General features: G+C 40.0%; 17 protein-coding genes and 1 riboswitch. Of the genes, 5 read left to right on the top strand and 12 right to left on the bottom strand.

Features of this window, described 5'->3' with window-relative positions; translation table 11 throughout:
• Positions 1 to 112 precede the first annotated feature (112 nt).
• On the top strand, positions 113 to 637 hold the full coding sequence (locus BBI08_RS06085) for a hypothetical protein (protein WP_065527855.1): 525 nt from the start codon (positions 113 to 115) through the stop codon (positions 635 to 637).
• Positions 638 to 802: 165 nt separating this feature from the next.
• Here BBI08_RS06085 and BBI08_RS06080 read toward each other — a convergent pair whose 3' ends face one another.
• The 5 genes from BBI08_RS06080 to BBI08_RS06060 form a co-directional block, all read right to left on the bottom strand.
• Positions 803 to 982, bottom strand: coding sequence for a hypothetical protein (locus tag BBI08_RS06080; RefSeq protein ID WP_008497261.1), 180 nt, complete (start codon positions 980 to 982; stop codon positions 803 to 805).
• A gap of 82 nt (positions 983 to 1,064) precedes the next feature.
• On the bottom strand, positions 1,065 to 1,406 hold the full coding sequence (locus tag BBI08_RS06075; protein WP_065527854.1) for an ASCH domain-containing protein: 342 nt from the start codon (positions 1,404 to 1,406) through the stop codon (positions 1,065 to 1,067).
• 382 nt (positions 1,407 to 1,788) lie between these two features.
• Entirely contained in the window at positions 1,789 to 2,871 is a 1,083-nt protein-coding gene (locus BBI08_RS06070) for a M14 family zinc carboxypeptidase (protein ID WP_237146577.1), read from the bottom strand.
• Between the two features lie 281 nt (positions 2,872 to 3,152).
• Positions 3,153 to 4,160, bottom strand: a complete 1,008-nt coding sequence (locus BBI08_RS06065; RefSeq protein WP_008497267.1) for an LLM class flavin-dependent oxidoreductase — start codon at positions 4,158 to 4,160, stop codon at positions 3,153 to 3,155.
• A gap of 36 nt (positions 4,161 to 4,196) precedes the next feature.
• A complete protein-coding gene (locus BBI08_RS06060; protein WP_008497268.1) occupies positions 4,197 to 5,003 on the bottom strand; it encodes an alpha/beta hydrolase in 807 nt (268 codons plus the stop codon).
• A gap of 113 nt (positions 5,004 to 5,116) precedes the next feature.
• Between BBI08_RS06060 and BBI08_RS06055 the strand changes: the two genes are divergently transcribed.
• Positions 5,117 to 5,632 carry a gamma carbonic anhydrase gene (locus BBI08_RS06055; RefSeq protein ID WP_008497269.1) on the top strand — a complete coding sequence of 172 codons (516 nt, stop codon included), beginning with the start codon at positions 5,117 to 5,119 and terminating at the stop codon, positions 5,630 to 5,632.
• Between the two features lie 58 nt (positions 5,633 to 5,690).
• On the opposite strand, the gene metK is transcribed toward BBI08_RS06055, so the two are convergent.
• Complete coding sequence (metK, locus tag BBI08_RS06050; protein ID WP_008497270.1) at positions 5,691 to 6,887, bottom strand: methionine adenosyltransferase; 1,197 nt, start codon at positions 6,885 to 6,887, stop codon at positions 5,691 to 5,693.
• A 202-nt stretch (positions 6,888 to 7,089) separates the two neighbouring features.
• Positions 7,090 to 7,202: riboswitch (SAM riboswitch) on the bottom strand.
• 272 nt (positions 7,203 to 7,474) lie between these two features.
• On the opposite strand from metK, the gene pckA reads away from it, so the two are divergent.
• The gene (gene pckA, locus BBI08_RS06045; protein WP_008497272.1) at positions 7,475 to 9,064 is read left to right on the top strand and encodes a phosphoenolpyruvate carboxykinase (ATP); all 1,590 of its coding nucleotides are present in this window, start codon (positions 7,475 to 7,477) and stop codon (positions 9,062 to 9,064) included.
• Positions 9,065 to 9,115: 51 nt separating this feature from the next.
• On the opposite strand, the gene BBI08_RS06040 is transcribed toward pckA, so the two are convergent.
• From BBI08_RS06040 to BBI08_RS06030, 3 genes are all read right to left on the bottom strand, one after another.
• Positions 9,116 to 9,895: an alpha/beta hydrolase family protein gene (locus BBI08_RS06040; RefSeq protein WP_065527853.1), complete on the bottom strand. Its 780-nt coding sequence runs from the start codon at positions 9,893 to 9,895 to the stop codon at positions 9,116 to 9,118.
• Positions 9,876 to 10,334: an RNA deprotection pyrophosphohydrolase gene (ytkD, locus tag BBI08_RS06035; protein WP_065527852.1), complete on the bottom strand. Its 459-nt coding sequence runs from the start codon at positions 10,332 to 10,334 to the stop codon at positions 9,876 to 9,878. The genes BBI08_RS06040 and ytkD overlap by 20 nt, the downstream gene beginning before the upstream one ends.
• Positions 10,335 to 10,400: 66 nt before the next feature.
• Positions 10,401 to 10,847: a Dps family protein gene (locus tag BBI08_RS06030; protein WP_065528537.1), complete on the bottom strand. Its 447-nt coding sequence runs from the start codon at positions 10,845 to 10,847 to the stop codon at positions 10,401 to 10,403.
• A 107-nt stretch (positions 10,848 to 10,954) separates the two neighbouring features.
• On the opposite strand from BBI08_RS06030, the gene yidD reads away from it, so the two are divergent.
• Together yidD and BBI08_RS06020 are read left to right on the top strand one after the other, a co-directional pair.
• Positions 10,955 to 11,185 (top strand): membrane protein insertion efficiency factor YidD, encoded by a 231-nt coding sequence (gene yidD, locus BBI08_RS06025; RefSeq protein WP_065527851.1) that lies wholly within the window; start codon positions 10,955 to 10,957, stop codon positions 11,183 to 11,185.
• A gap of 86 nt (positions 11,186 to 11,271) precedes the next feature.
• On the top strand, positions 11,272 to 12,246 hold the full coding sequence (locus BBI08_RS06020; RefSeq protein WP_065527850.1) for a metal ABC transporter solute-binding protein, Zn/Mn family: 975 nt from the start codon (positions 11,272 to 11,274) through the stop codon (positions 12,244 to 12,246).
• A 126-nt stretch (positions 12,247 to 12,372) separates the two neighbouring features.
• Here BBI08_RS06020 and BBI08_RS06015 read toward each other — a convergent pair whose 3' ends face one another.
• The 3 genes from BBI08_RS06015 to BBI08_RS06005 form a co-directional block, all read right to left on the bottom strand.
• Positions 12,373 to 13,041 carry an MOSC domain-containing protein gene (locus BBI08_RS06015; RefSeq protein WP_008497276.1) on the bottom strand — a complete coding sequence of 223 codons (669 nt, stop codon included), beginning with the start codon at positions 13,039 to 13,041 and terminating at the stop codon, positions 12,373 to 12,375.
• Between the two features lie 114 nt (positions 13,042 to 13,155).
• Positions 13,156 to 14,226, bottom strand: coding sequence for an o-succinylbenzoate synthase (gene menC, locus BBI08_RS06010; protein WP_040850712.1), 1,071 nt, complete (start codon positions 14,224 to 14,226; stop codon positions 13,156 to 13,158).
• Positions 14,217 to 15,641, bottom strand: coding sequence for an o-succinylbenzoate--CoA ligase (locus BBI08_RS06005; RefSeq protein ID WP_008497277.1), 1,425 nt, complete (start codon positions 15,639 to 15,641; stop codon positions 14,217 to 14,219). The genes menC and BBI08_RS06005 overlap by 10 nt, the downstream gene beginning before the upstream one ends.
• Between the last annotated feature and the right edge of the window lie 35 nt (positions 15,642 to 15,676).

The raw sequence follows: 15,676 nt of genomic DNA, 5'->3' as shown, positions 1-15,676 counted from the left end.
AAAAAGGAGAAATATGCAAGTTGTTCTTTAATTCCTTCTGTTAGCATCGACTTACACTATAATCTCTGAAACAACTGAATTCTTGATATAATAAACTAAAAAAGAGGTTACTATGTATAAAGTTATTCTGTATCTATCAGTAGTTATATTGATTTCTTTTATTATCTGGGTTGGAGTAGAATCTCTACCGGTAAAAGTTTCTTTAGCGATTATTGGGTTAACGTTTTTACCAAAGATCAGGAAAAAGCTCTACAAACCCCTACTTGTGATTAGAAAGGGGAAAGTTGCCTTTTATGCTTCTTTGCTTTTCACCTTTTTACTTTTGATTTTTGATATAAAGACAGTGATAACAGGATCCAGCACTGATTTTATTTTTTCTATATTTGTTTTTTCATCTTGCTTGTTAGGAAACATTATTTATGGAATACCTGTTTCATTATTGGCTGATTTAGTTACAACGAATGTTAGGAAATATCGTGTATACCTTTCTTTTTTAGTGCATATTGGATTCGGCTTGCTTTCTTTCTTTTTCCTCGGTCCATTAATGGTTTTAGCTGCGTTCATGGCAATATTTTTTTTTCTTATAGATGAATTTTTAAGAAAAAGAGAAGGAAATTCTATCCTTTTTGAAATATAAATTCGTCTTAAACCGCATAAATATATGCGGTTTTTTTATTACATACCTATAATTAATTGATAAATAACAAGTCTCTCGATACTGTCTATTCCAAGGTTCTGAATGTAACTTAATTCACAATAAGTTACATTCAGAACTGATTTCATCAGCTTATCAAAAAATATTTCAAGCTTGTTTATATTGCTTATTTTTCTGTGCGATCAAGCCAATTCCAATGCCTATTGCTACGAATATAAGTGCAGTAAATAAACGAATTATAAAGCTGTCTGTTAAAAACAAATGATGAACAACTCTTTCTAAAATCGCGGCGAAAATTACTACCCAAATTACAGTCCATTTTTTCATCAATCACACCTCTATTCGTTTAATCTCTTTAAATTGAATTTTGAAAGTAACTTAACTGCACTTAAGTTACTTTCAAAACTGGCTAAACCAGTTTTATTACAATCGCCAAAGTACCCCATTCTTTTTCTAAATCTGACGAATAAATCTTATGTATGGTTTCTACTCTCTCTTCTATACCTCTACCCACAGCATCAAGTTGTTCAGCTGGAATATCTTCATACATTTCCCTAAACGAAGAATACTTTTTTAACTCCTGTATCTCTAAGTAAATTTTTTCGTTTTCCTCTGGTAACTTTGTAAACTCTATTGTATCTCCTTTTCTTAAATCCCTTCTCTTTTGATCGCTTAACCGTACTTCTACAGTTTTCTTTCCTGATTTAATTGAATTAAAAGGTCCTTCATAAAGCCCCATTTTAAATTCCATATCCATCCTCCAAGATTTATACTATTTTCTGTAAATAAGCTGAGATAGGTTTATCATCACTTCCAAGAACTTAATAAATGAAAGAATAATTATCTTCAGAAGCCTCTATATAAATATTAACATTAATTTCCACCATTAAATAAAAGATATGAGAATGTTTTCTTTGAAGAAAAAACCGTTCGGAAAAGTACACCTTTACGAACACTCTAAAAACAGCACAAAAACCACAAAAAGAACGTTCGTAAACGTGTCTACACGTTTTACGAACGTTCACATTTTTCATATACATTTACGAACGCTTTTTGGGTCCCATTTCTATTACTATCTAAATTCCTTCAACATTAAAGTTAATATTATAATTCATTCATTACATATTCAAATCTCACTCAGAAGTACGGTTTTCTTGATAAGAAAGTGTATCCCAAAACGAGATATCCGCATTTGCAATAGAATCATCCGCAATTGCGCGAACTGTGGCATCGAGTGTCGTGATGGTTTGTTTAATTAGATAGCCATTGCTCTTTTGTCCCAAAACATAAGATTCATAATAATGATCCGTCATGCCGCGCATCTCGAATAACAGGGTAGAAATCCCATATTCTACTGCAATGCCATTTCGACTAATTGTTTCAGCGTCTCCGCCTCTGTACTTACCTAAATGGCCCCATCCTTTTGAATCGATGGCATCGAAAACCACAGCTCCTAGCTGCTTGGATTTAAGAAGTACATCCGGGTCAACGTTCGGTGTTGTCGGATATAAAATAGACCCGGAAACCAGTTCTCCATCTCGCTCACTTTGAGTACCTTGATGATGCAAATCAATCATGTAATCAATATCATATTTTCTCATCACATTTTCGTGAAAGGCTTTTGTTTCAGGTTGAATTTTGGTAATGTGATCACGGTTCAAATCAATGCCGTCCGCGTTATAGCGTGTGAGATTCCGCTCTCCTTTCGCTATGTAATCATCTAATGAAAAATTCACATCTCCCATGGCACCATCTGGATTGAGCATTGGCACGATTAAAATATTGACGCCATCTGTTACCCCTTTCATCTTGCCTGTTCCAAGGTGTTTGATAAATTCAAGTGCGCCCTCTGTTGTCAGCTGTTCGTTGCCATGTTGTTGAGTCAGAAAAAGAATTGTCGGATTTTCAGGATTTGTCACATACTTTACTAAGTACAAATCACGCCCTTTAATACTTTGTCCAATTACTTTAAGTTCCATATTTTTTTGTTTGGCTTCTTGTGTTTGTAAAAAATCCGCCATTTCATCATATGTGGTCAGTATCGATGTATTGATGGTTTCGTTGCCACCATAAGCTGGTCCATTCCCTACAGCGCCGACAGCGGGAGACATAAATGGTGAAGCGCTCAAAACCATCGCTCCTGCAATTGTTAATGTCATCATTTTTTTGCGAATCATCGTCTTGTTAGCTGTTTTCGTAACATTCATTTTCTTCATCCATTTTCCACCCCTATGATTTTTTTAGAAACGGTCTTGAGAAAAATATTTCAGCTCCTTCTACAGCCTCCATTCAAAAGTATTTCGTTACTCTAAGTTCTTTTCTTCTCTTTTATTTGAAATCCTTTAAATAATTGTAAAATGAATAAAAGGGATCAGTATATTTTAACTCAGCAGTATTTTAGTCGCGTTTAATACTATATCTTTTTTCTTAGCATCAAAAAACCACTTCCTTTATTGGAAGTGGTTAGCATTCTATCTATGAATAAAGCAATTTCAGTTTAAATACGTCTCTTCATTTCTTTTGCAATCAATTCATAGGTTTTGAGTTTGTCCTTAAAATTGTAAGCTGCAGAAACTAGCATAACTTCATCTGCTTCGTATTCAGAAGCTAATTTTTCTAGTTGGTCTGCAACGTGCTGTGGCGTCCCAACTACCATGCGGCGGCGATTTTCAGCGACTAATAGTTTTTCGAATTTAGAGTATGGATAAGCAACTGCTTTTTCAGGTGGTGGTGTGCCTTGTGAAGGCATGCCCTGTGCTCCCATTGATAGCGATAAATCCAAAGAAGAAGCTAGCCATTCTGCTTTTTCTTGCGTTTCTTGGCAAACAGCAAAAATCGCAAATCCAACATAAGGTTTACTGCCTTCATGCGATTTAAAATTCCTTCGGTATTCTTTCGTAAAGGATTGGCCGCCTTCTCCATTGATAAAATGGGCAAATAGATAAGGAAGTCCTTTTTCTGCGGCGAGCAGCGCTGAACTTCTACTTGATCCTAATATCCAAATAGGTGGAATATTAGGTGACACAGGTGTCGCCTTCATGCCGTAATAAGGGTGATCTTCAGGAATGGAATCACTCAAATACATCCGGAGTTCATCTATTTTTTTAGGGAATAGGCTGGTATCGCGTTTCTTTCCTTCATTTAAGGCGAAAGAAGCACGAGGCATGCCACCAGGGGCGCGACCCATTCCTGCATCAATTCTACCGGGGTACAAGGCTTCAAGCAATTTGAAGTTTTCCGCAACTTTAAATGCAGCGTAATGAGGCAACATCACGCCACCTGAACCGAGACGAATGGTAGTTGTGACGGCTCCTAAATGCGCTATTAGCAGTTCAGGAGAAGAGCCCGCTAAAGTAGGTGCATCGTGATGCTCTGATACCCAAAAGCGCGTATAGCCCCATTTCTCGGCGTTTTGTGCAAGTATAGCCGTTTGCTTTAATGCTTCCTGCGGCGAACTGCCTTCTGAAATTGGTGATTGGTCTAGTACGCTATACGTTAACGTCATAAGTCTCTCTCCTTCCCTCTCTGAAAAAGACATTTTTTATTCTTCGATCAAATAGCCAACGGAACGCAATACGGTATGGATAAACCCTTGTGCAGCTAGAAAAACTTCTTCTTTTTCAGGTTCTTGAAAAATATCATGGTAGCAATATTTCCATTCTTTATAAGTAAACTCGGTTAATTGTTGTTTTAGCAACCATTGACGAGCCGCTTCTTTTTCGGTGATTATATCCCGCTCCGCCGTATACAAACACGTTGGAATTTGTGGGTACACTTCGATAGCAGCAGCCGTTTCTTTCATATAATTTTGCAATTCTTTATACCACCCCGCCGTAATAACGGTATGATACAGATTGCTTTCAGTTTCTTGACTAAAAGAAAATTGATCTCGCGTTAAATGACGCAATTCGATGCCGTGGTCCATTTTTCTACGACCTGTCAATTGGGCAACACCTGGAAAAGCGTTGGGCGCTTTTGGTGGCAGTTTTTTTAACTGCAGCCAAGGAGACGTAAAAATGACTCCAGCTACATTAAATTTTCGATGACCCAAAACATTCATCGCAACCGTAGCACCTAGTCCATGCGCAATCACAAATACCGGCAAATCATTGTTTGATGCAAGTTTCAGCATTTCAATCACTGCTTGTTCATATTCATCAAACGATTCGCGGTGAACGTTGTCAGCTCCGGCATTTTTTCCGTGACCAGGTAAATCCCCTGTGTATACATGAAATCCAACCGACCGCCATTTTTCAATTTGCCACGCATACCGCATATGCTGTTCATATGCACTATGGATTAACACCACTACTGCTTTAGCTGTGCCTTCAGCTTGCCATTTCCACATAATCAAACTTCCTTTCCTTGCCGATCAGCTCTTAACGCTATATTGTCATTTGACGTTTCGTTTTGTTTTGATACGATTATAGAATATCTTATCTTGTTTAAAGGAGCTTTGCCATGATTTATCCATTTAAAGACAAATTTCCACAAATCGACACATCCGCTTTTATTGCAGACTATACGACAATCACTGGCGATGTGACGATTGGTGCTGACTCATCCGTTTGGTTTAATACCGTCATTCGCGGTGACGTCTCTCCCACTATCATTGGCAATAAAGTTAATATCCAAGACTTGTGCATGCTTCATCAAAGTCCAGGCAAAACTTTGCTTCTTGAAGATGAAGTAACAATTGGTCATCAAGTAACGCTTCATAGCTGCACGGTTCGTAAAGGTGCGTTAGTTGGCATGGGTTCTCTTATTCTTGACGGAGCTGAAATTGGAGAAGGCGCATTTGTTGGTGCCGGTAGTCTCGTGCCGCCAGGAAAAGTGATTCCTCCTGGCATGCTAGCGTTTGGCCGGCCTGCAACAGTTGTCCGTGAACTTCGCGAAGACGACAAAGAAGACATGAAACGCATTGTCCGTGAGTATAAGGAAAAAGCAGCTTATTATAAATCACTTCAAAAAGAGTAACAAACAGAAAAAGGACGACCGGGCATCACTGCCTAGTCGTCCTTTTCGTGTTGTTAACTTAAACGCCAGCTTGTTCTTTTAAGATTGCTGCTTTGTCTGTACGTTCCCACGGCAAATCAACATCCGTACGGCCAAAATGTCCGTAAGCTGCAGTTTGCTTGTAGATTGGGCGACGTAGATCCAACATTTTAATGATGCCAGCAGGACGCAAGTCAAAGTTTGCGCGTACCAAATCATCTAATGTGTCTTCATCAACGATGCCAGTTCCAAACGTATCAAATGCGATAGATACAGGATGTGCTACACCAATTGCATAAGCTAATTGAACTTCACATTTATCTGCAAGGCCAGCTGCTACAATGTTTTTCGCTACATAACGTGCCGCATAAGCCGCTGAACGATCAACTTTTGTTGCATCTTTTCCTGAGAATGCGCCGCCACCATGACGAGCATAACCACCGTAAGTATCAACGATGATTTTACGTCCAGTTAAACCTGCATCTCCTTGAGGTCCACCGATAACAAAACGACCAGTTGGGTTGATAAAGTATTTCGTATCTTCGTCAATCCATTTTGCTGGTACAACTTCGTTAATCACGTATTCTTTAATATTGCGTTGAATTTGCTCTAATGTCACTTCTGGATGATGTTGAGTAGAGATAACAATTGTATCCACACGAAGCGGTTTATTGTTTTCATCGTATTCAACTGTTACTTGTGTTTTGCCATCTGGACGCAAGTATGGAAGAATTTCTTCTTTGCGTACTTCAGCCAAACGACGTGCCAATTTATGTGCCAATGAAATCGGCAATGGCATTAATTCTTCTGTTTCGTTGTTTGCGTATCCGAACATCAACCCTTGGTCGCCTGCTCCGATATCATCTAATTCTTTATCTGTCATTTGGCCATCACGTGATTCAAGCGCTACGTTAACTCCTGCAGCGATGTCTGGTGATTGCTCATCAATTGCTGTAAGAACAGCACTTGTTTCTGAGTCAAAACCATATTTAGCGCGTGTGTATCCAATTTCTTTTACTGTTTGTCTAACAACTTTTGGAATATCCACATAAGTAGATGTCGTGATTTCTCCAGCGACTAGAACAAGTCCTGTTGTGACAGTTGTTTCACACGCAACACGTGCATTTGGATCCTCGGTTAAAATTGCATCTAAAATAGCATCTGAGATTTGGTCACAGATTTTATCCGGATGTCCTTCTGTTACTGATTCTGATGTAAATAATCTACGGTTTTTCAAAAAATGTTCCTCCTTATATCCTGCGAGATTGCTCTCGAAATTGATACGGTACTCGTTTCCCATGTCAAGTCCGTTCCAGAAAGTCTGGATTGAACTTCAAGCCGTTTGTGGCCTTTGCACACGAGGATTAAGGGCATTTCATAAAAAAATCCCTTCACTCATTCTGTATGAGGAAAGGAAAAATCATCATTAGCACCTTTCACTCTTATCATCCAAGGCCTGTTCGCCTTGTGTCAGGTTGGGCACCATCACTGCAAATGCAGCAGGTTGCCGGGTTTCATAGGGCCTGCCCCCTCCACCAGCTCGGAATAAGAGTATCCGTTCAATTTTTCATCATACGGAAGTAGCACAGCGATGTCAACATTTTAATCAAATAAAATTGACTGACTTTGCGATTCAAGCTGAAAAAACACGATAAATTCGAAATGCTCAACTATCTCTTTCTATATATAGTGTTAATGTCATCCATTTTTTTTAATTTCTGCAGTGGATTAGTGTAGACTAATAAACCTAATGTGTTATACTAATGAACGAATATACATCCTCCCCATTGCTATGGGAATAACAGAAAAGGAAGGTACATATATATGACTTCAGTGAACTTTGCAAACGACTTGAAGGAACTTTTAACTGGCCAAAATGTGCATGTTCAATTATCAGTGCCACAATTAGTGGAAGCAGCAACATCCCGCAAGGAAGCGGTATTAACTCGGGAAGGTGCTGTAAAAGCGGAAACAGGAAAATACACTGGCCGCTCACCGAAAGACAAATACATGGTGGAAGAAGAAAGTTCTAAAAACAAAGTCGACTGGGGCAATGTAAACCGTCCAATCTCAAGCGAAGTGTTTGAAAAGCTCTACGCTAAAGTGATCAATCACTTAAAAGACAAAGATGCGCTTTACGTTTTCAAAGGATTTGCCGGAGCTGACCACGAATCACGTGTGCCCATCCAAACAATCAATGAATACGCATGGCATAATCTTTTTGCTCACCAATTGTTCATCCGTCCATCGGCTGAAGAATTACAAACGCATGAAGCTGAATTCACTGTTGTGTATGCCCCAACTTTCCAGGCAGACCCTGAAGTTGACGGTACAGCTTCTGAAACTTTCATCATTGTATCAATGGAGCAAGGCATCATTTTAATCGGTGGAACTGAATACGCTGGCGAAATGAAAAAATCGATCTTCTCTATTATGAACTACTTGCTTCCCGAAAAAGGCATTCTTCCGATGCACTGTTCAGCAAACGTTGGTCCAGAAGGCGACGTAACATTGTTCTTCGGTTTATCGGGAACAGGTAAAACGACTTTATCTGCTGATGGCAATCGCAAGCTAATCGGTGACGATGAGCACGGTTGGTCAGATAACGGTGTGTTTAACATTGAAGGCGGCTGCTACGCAAAAACAATCAATTTGTCTCGTGAAAACGAACCCCAAATTTACGATGCAATTCGTTTTGGTTCAGTACTTGAAAACGTTGTAGTGGATTCTGAAACACGTATTCCGGATTACAACGACGGTTCATTAACTGAAAACACACGTGCCGCATACCCAATGCAAGCAATTGACAATATTGTAGACCCTTCAGTTGCAGGACATCCGAAAACGATTGTCTTCTTAACTGCTGACGCATTTGGCGTATTGCCTCCAATCAGCAAATTAACAAAAGAACAAGCAATGTACCACTTCTTAAGTGGATATACATCAAAATTAGCAGGAACAGAACGCGGCATCACTTCACCTGAAGCAACATTCTCAACTTGCTTTGGTTCACCTTTCTTGCCGTTACACGCAACTGTGTATGCTGAAATGCTTGGCAAGAAAATCGACGAGCATGGCGTTCAAGTGTTCCTTGTAAACACTGGATGGACTGGTGGCGTATACGGAGTCGGTAGCCGTATGAAACTTTCTTATACTCGTACAATGGTTCGCGCAGCAATGAAAGGCGAATTGAACACTATCCCAACTGAAAAAGAAGCTATCTTCGGTTTTGAAATTCCAACAGAAGTACCTGGAGTTCCAAGTGAAGTCTTAAACCCTCGTCATGCATGGGCAGACAAAGCAGCATATGACAAAAAAGCTAATGAATTAGCACAAGAATTCCAAGAAAACTTCAAAAAATTTGGCACTGTCGCACCTGAAATTAGCGTGCAAGGCGGACCAACTCAAAAATAATCTCACAAAAGCCGGTTCGGATTTTATTCCGAACCGGCTTTTTCTACTTTTCTAAACTTCTTTCTCACTCATCCACTGGCAAACTCCTGTTACAGTTTTCCGATTAGCCGCAGGTGGAAAGAAATGCGTGTACTCTGGGAAATACCACGTCTCATGTGGCTGATCGTTTAGTTTTAACGCTTCTTCTAACAAATAGGCTTGTCCAGGTGAGACATTGTCATCTTGTAAGCCGTGAATGATCAAAACAGGCGCAGTATTTTCTTCAATGCGTAATAATGGATTGCGCTCTTCAAAATGTGCCAAAGCCGTATTTGGTGTTCCTCCGTATAGCCGCTTCATCATACGACGCATATCCGGACGTTCTTTATACGTTAATACCGTGTCTGTGACACCTGCCCATGTGACAACTGACGTAATATCTTGACGCAAAACAGCTGTCCATAACGCCATAATGCCGCCTCTTGAAAATGCCAGCAAGTGGACGTTCCCATTGCTGAATTTTTTTAGCACATCAACTGCGTGAATGGCATCCCACCGGTCTTCACCTGCAAATTCGTCACGTCCTTCACCGCCTCGATTACCTCGATAATACGGAGCAAACACCACAAAACCTTGCGAGGCAAACTGTGCAATCCGTGCAGGACGTACCATCCCAATTGACTGAATGCCCCCTCTTAAATACAAAATCCCACTATAGCTTCCTCTTTTTTTGGGTTCAGCTAGCATTCCTTTTACTCTCAGTCCTTCTGACCAATACACAATTTCAGTTAATTGAACGTGAGGATTTGGAGAAGGATAAGGTTTTTTTGTTTCAATCGTTCCATTTTCCAAGTAGTTTCACCTTCTCTATTATGGTTGCCATTCCATCATCTTTCATTAAAAAACTAAATTCCTCTGTGAGTTTTAACTCTTTCAATAAGATGATGCCTTTTGTCTCAAGAAGTGGGATGGCATCTATTTGGTCGACCAATCCAACAAAAACCGTTTTGCAAAAAGGCTGCTCCGTGTAAACAACATATTCTGCCAGCCATTCCAACCCTTTGACGTGGGCTCCAGTTTCTTCGTAAACTTCCCTTTTCGCAGCGTCTTGTAAACGTTCGCCTACCTCTACTTTACCGCCTGGAAACTCTAAGCCACGTTTATTGTGTCGTGTTAAAACCCAGTCTCCTTTATAGCAGCAAATTACTAACACATGTTTGCTTTCGATCGAAAATCGGTTTTTTTCAAATGATAATTCGCACGAATACCCGTTCAGATCCTGATACTGCATTTCTTCACCCCGATGCCATAAGAAAAACGTACACTAAAATTCAGTGTACGTTTGTATAATCTTATTTTACTTCTTTTCGCCCAAAAATGCTGATAACATCCAAGAATGTTTTTCAAGATTTTGGTGAATGGCATTTAACATGTCTTCTGTCATATCATCGCCATCTTGTGCAGCTAAATGCATGCCTTTTTTCAAGGATTTCATGATTTTGTCATAGTCACTTACTATGGTGTCGACCATTTCTTCTGCTGACTCTTTACTGCTTGCTTCATCTACTACAGAAAGCTCTAGCTGCTCTTTCATCGTTGCCACTGGCTTTCCGCCAAGCGCAAGTAAGCGTTCAGCAATTTCATCCATGTGTAAAGTTGCTTCATTATACAATTCTTCAAATTTCACATGTAAAGTAAAAAACGAAGGTCCTTTTACATACCAATGAAAATTATGTAATTTTGTGTAAGCAACAGACCATGTCGCCACCTGTACGTTTAGTTCTTGATTTAATTCGTTTGACATTTCCATTCACTCTCCAATTTTTTTGATAAGTTCTTATACTTTATTTATACCTCTCATGCCCCTACAATAAACATATAAAGTAATCTGACGAAAAGAGCTGAACGATTTTGAAAACAGTATTACTAAAAATATTCCGTTTTTATCAGCGATTTATCTCTCCTTTATCGCCACCAAGCTGCAGATTTTACCCAACTTGTTCTCATTATGGAATCGAAGCAGTTGAAAAACACGGCGCATTAAAGGGCGGATATTTAGCAACAAAACGAATTTTAAGCTGTCATCCTCTCCACAAAGGCGGAATTGATTTTGTTCCAGAAGAATGGCCACCAAAAAAATAATTGGTGGTTTTTCTTGTATTTTTAAAGAGCATGATGTAATATTCTACTAGTCATTAAAACGTAATCATTACATTTTGGAGGATAATATGAAAAAAACTATTTTATTGCTATCTTTACTTTTATTATTAGCAGCTTGCGGAAAAACAAGCGAAGAAGCACAGAGTATCGACAATGATGACTCGAAGCTGCAAGTTTATACAACCGTTTATCCACTAACTTATTTTACTGAACGCATTGGTGGCGATTTAATCAATGTCCAATCGATTTATCCTGCCGGTTCAAACGAGCATACTTTTGAACCGACTCAACAAGAGATGATCAAACTTGCAGATGCAGATTTGATGTTCTCAATCGGCCTTGGTCTAGAAGGATTTATCGATAACGCGAAAAAGACATTGGAAAACGAAAACGTCGAATTCGTAGCGACTGCAGATCAAATCACAGATGAAGATTTAGAAGCCGCACTGGGCCATCAAGAAGATGTGAACGAAGATGCGCATGCGGAAGAAGCTGAAAGTGACGATGGTCACGACCACGGTTCGACCGATCCGCATGTGTGGATGTCTCCTGTATTGAGTGAAAAACTAGTAGAATCGATTAAAGATTCTTTAGTTAAAGCAGATCCAGAAAATGCGGAAGTGTACGAAAGTAATTACTCAGAACTTATTGTTGAACTAGAAACCTTAGATCGTTCATTTGACTCTTTAGCAGAGCGTGTAAGTAAAGACACATTTTTTGTTTCTCACGCTGCATTTGGGTATCTTTCAGAACCATACGGCTTTAAACAAATCGCCATTGCTGGCTTGAACAGTCAAAATGAACCGTCACAAAAAGAATTGACGGAAATTGTAGATTTAGCAAAAGAATACGATTTACAATATATTGTTTTCGAACAAAACGTATCCTCCAACTTAACGAAAGTTATCCAAAAAGAAGTCGGTGCAGAAGCCATCGACATGCACAACCTTGGCGTCTTAACGCAAGAAAATATCGATAACGAAGAAACTTACTTCACATTAATGGAGAAAAATCTTCAAGTGTTGGAAACAATTTTGAAATAAAAGACAAAACTTCCCTAAATATAAAAGTGGTGGAATGAGTGTTATAACACTCATTCCACCACTTTTTTTGTTTTTTTGATAATCAAGATCTGTTTTGCAATCTGTTTCATCACCTTATATTTTATACTATTTTCCTGACGTCAATTTCGTCAATCGCTTTGTCAAAAATTGACGCCATTCATCTGCTAGTTCATCCGCTTCAAGCACTTTCATAATCCCGGAAACGTCTTTTGACTTGTGGAAATTGACTTCATTCGCATAAAGAACTGACACTCGTGTCGGACTTTTTGACACCTTCCGAATAGGCGAATCAGCTCGAACCATTCCTTCTTCTAACACCCGGCAAAGATAGCCCGTATAACCCGTTTTCACCATTGCTTTTAACAAAGGTTTCATCTCAAGACGTCTGTCGATTGTGTTACAAGGAACTCGTCCCTGTGTGACTTGAACGACGGCTTCACCTATTTGAAAAATATCGCCGATGCAAATATCCCGCTCCAGCATATTCGTCACAGTCAAGTTTTCCCCAAAAGCTGCTGATGGCAACTCCGTATCAAATTGATCGTTCCAATAAGCATAATGTTCATAAGGATAGAGACAAACCGCACGGTCCGGTCCCCCGTGAAATTTCAGATCAGCAACTCCGTCTCCTCTAAAACCTTCTTTCCTTAAAAACGCTTCTCTCACTTGTTTTTTACGAATAGCCGTTTCCATTTCCTCGCCGTTTCCATACGTCATTTTCTCAGGTAAACCGATCGCAAAATTTTTGATGACCCTCTCTTCTAAATTTCTCATATGTCCCCCACCTTATGATCCGTCAGCCCATCGACTCCGATTTACTTTTTTGTATTATACACCCAAAAAACACAGCTGTCGTTCAAGAACTTTTCGTCAAATTAAAGAACTATTTTATTCGGGAAGATTTACCGTATACCCTATTCCTATTCGATCACTTAACTGAATTTCACCATTATCGACAAAGATTGCTGGCTGGATAATATCCTTTTCCCAAAAATAATTCGAGGCGGAAAAATCACCCGGATAGTGTATACCTGTTAAAGATGCTAGCGCTAAATTATGGGCTTTCGACACACCAAATTCAATCATTCCACCAACCCACATACCGATCGAATGCTCACGACACAATTCCACCACTTTCAAGGTTTCCGTCCAGCCACCAAGGCGACTCATTTTCAAAACGACGATATCGCCCGCTTTACTGTCGATCATTTGCTGAACATCTTCTACACTAGCAATGCTTTCATCTAAACAAATTTGTGTCTTGAGCTGTTGTTTTGCTCTTGAATGCAATATCCACTCTCGTTCTCCAAAAGGCTGTTCAATTAACGTAAATCCAACATCATCAAATTCTGTTAGTCGTTTAAAGTTATCTTCATCGAAACTGCCATTGGCATCTGCGAAAAATAATATCTCGGGATAGTTATTAACAACGGACTTCAACATAGATGGATCTGTATTAGGCTGAATTTTGATTTTGATTCGCTTGTAGCCTGCTGTGTTCGCTTGTGCTACTTTGTCTCCTATTTGAAATGGATCTGCAGCTACGACGATGCCAGCGGGAATTGCTTGTGAAGTGCCACCGACAAATTGCCAAAGCGGCAGCTGCTGTTGTTTTGCAAATAAATCCCAGACAGCCATTTCCACTGCGGCTTTTGCCATCCGATTGCCTTTCACAGCTTTGAACAACTCCCAAACTTCTTTTGGATGATGAAGAGTTTGATTTGCGAGGAGTGGCAGTAACACTTGCTCTAGCACGAAACGACAGCTGGTAATGGTTTCTTCTGTGTACCACGGTGTTTCAAATGCCACACATTCTCCGTAGCCAGTCTGTCCTGAATCGCCTTTTACGCTAACCACAATTACTTCTCGTTCATCTACTTGCTGTAAAACAGATTTAAAAGGGGTTTTGAGCAGTCTTCGTACTGTCTTTAAGCCAATCTCTTTAATGGTTATACCCATGCTCTCAGCTCTCTTCTCAGTAGCTTGTTTGAAGCGTTACGCGGCAACGACTCGACAATCGTCAATTGTTTTGGCACTTTGTAAGACGCCAGTTGTTCGCGACAATACGCCAATAGCTCTTCTACTGTCGTTTCTTGTTGCAATACCACAAATGCCACCGGAACTTCTCCCCACTGTTCACTCGGTGCACCGCAAACGCCAACTTCTTGAATAGCTGGATGACCGGATAACACTTTTTCGATTTCAGCCGGGTAAACATTTTCCCCGCCAGAGACGATCAAATCCGAACGGCGATCCACAACAAACAAAAAGCCTTCGGCATCTAAATAGCCCATATCTCCTGTATGAAGCCAGCCATCTTGCTGCACATCTCGCTCGGCAAATTTGCCAATATAGCCAGGTGTTACTTGAGGACCGCGAATAAGGATTTCTCCCACTTCACCAGGTTTTTCTGTTTTGACTTCATATAAAAATAAGGGCTTACCTGCAGATCCAATTTTCCGCTCTGCATCCGCCACTTGTAACGTTGTTGTTTGCGACGATGTTTCCGTCATGCCATATGTTTGCAACACTGGAATTCCACAGTTTTTAGCACGTTTCATATAAGCAATTGGAATCGGTCCCCCTCCGGCAAGAACCGCTTTAAAGCGATCAGACGCTTGCATGGAAGCTTGTTCAACACTCGTTAAGATACGCTCTAACGTCACACCGACAACCGACATATGCGTCACGCTGCCATTGCAAATTTCTTCTGCACTTTGATCGGCATCAAACTTCTCGTATAACCGAACCCCCATGCCATATATTAACGACCTCATCAAGATCGAAAACCCGCTAATGTGAAACAATGGCACGGCACATAACCATACATCTTCTGGTGCTATGCCAATATTGAGCGCAGACGACACGGCACTTGAAAAATGATTTTCTGCAGTTTGGCGAACGCCTTTTGGATGCCCGGTAGTGCCTGAAGTATACATAATAGAAAGAGTACGGTCTTTTGCCCATTGCTGCTGCGGTTCAAATTGAATAGATTTTGCATTTTCTACTTCACTAAATAAAACCACGCGCGAATCGTTCATTTTTTCTTTCAGCACATCAGCTACAAAAATAAACGTAACTTCTGCATCATTTATTTGGTACGTTAATTCATTGCTTGAGAGGCGTTCATTGAGCATGACCATTTCACAACCTAGGTGCATACAGCCATACAAGACAAAAACAAATTCTGGAGTAGATTTTGCTAATACCGCGATACGGGAATTTTCTTTCACGCCAAGCGCGCTTAGTTTTCCCGCATAATCTAGTGCAATCGTATTTATTTCAGAAAAAGTCCATTGTTGTTGCTGAAACGACAACGCCATGCGGTCACCGCTCAAATAGCTTCGTTGACTCAACCAATTCGGATACGTCATGTAAAAAAATCCTTTCTTCAAAAAAAGCTGTCCCC

The organism is Planococcus halocryophilus, assembly GCF_001687585.2.
Classification (GTDB): domain Bacteria; phylum Bacillota; class Bacilli; order Bacillales_A; family Planococcaceae; genus Planococcus; species Planococcus halocryophilus.
Note: the sequence above shows the minus strand (reverse complement) of the source record. Positions and strands in the feature narration are given on the sequence as shown.

What these genes read in the sequence shown, in the direction of transcription:
- BBI08_RS06085 (WP_065527855.1), top strand. Translation starts at nt 113, where the DNA reads ATGTATAAAGTTATTCTGTATCTATCAGTAGTTATATTGATTTCTTTT.
- BBI08_RS06080 (WP_008497261.1), bottom strand. Translation starts at nt 982, where the DNA reads ATGAAAAAATGGACTGTAATTTGGGTAGTAATTTTCGCCGCGATTTTA.
- BBI08_RS06075 (WP_065527854.1), bottom strand. Translation starts at nt 1,406, where the DNA reads ATGGAATTTAAAATGGGGCTTTATGAAGGACCTTTTAATTCAATTAAA.
- BBI08_RS06070 (WP_237146577.1), bottom strand. Translation starts at nt 2,871, where the DNA reads ATGAAGAAAATGAATGTTACGAAAACAGCTAACAAGACGATGATTCGC.
- BBI08_RS06065 (WP_008497267.1), bottom strand. Translation starts at nt 4,160, where the DNA reads ATGACGTTAACGTATAGCGTACTAGACCAATCACCAATTTCAGAAGGC.
- BBI08_RS06060 (WP_008497268.1), bottom strand. Translation starts at nt 5,003, where the DNA reads ATGTGGAAATGGCAAGCTGAAGGCACAGCTAAAGCAGTAGTGGTGTTA.
- BBI08_RS06055 (WP_008497269.1), top strand. Translation starts at nt 5,117, where the DNA reads ATGATTTATCCATTTAAAGACAAATTTCCACAAATCGACACATCCGCT.
- pckA (WP_008497272.1), top strand. Translation starts at nt 7,475, where the DNA reads ATGACTTCAGTGAACTTTGCAAACGACTTGAAGGAACTTTTAACTGGC.
- ytkD (WP_065527852.1), bottom strand. Translation starts at nt 10,334, where the DNA reads ATGCAGTATCAGGATCTGAACGGGTATTCGTGCGAATTATCATTTGAA.
- BBI08_RS06030 (WP_065528537.1), bottom strand. Translation starts at nt 10,847, where the DNA reads ATGTCAAACGAATTAAATCAAGAACTAAACGTACAGGTGGCGACATGG.
- BBI08_RS06020 (WP_065527850.1), top strand. Translation starts at nt 11,272, where the DNA reads ATGAAAAAAACTATTTTATTGCTATCTTTACTTTTATTATTAGCAGCT.
- BBI08_RS06015 (WP_008497276.1), bottom strand. Translation starts at nt 13,041, where the DNA reads ATGAGAAATTTAGAAGAGAGGGTCATCAAAAATTTTGCGATCGGTTTA.
- menC (WP_040850712.1), bottom strand. Translation starts at nt 14,226, where the DNA reads ATGGGTATAACCATTAAAGAGATTGGCTTAAAGACAGTACGAAGACTG.
- BBI08_RS06005 (WP_008497277.1), bottom strand. Translation starts at nt 15,641, where the DNA reads ATGACGTATCCGAATTGGTTGAGTCAACGAAGCTATTTGAGCGGTGAC.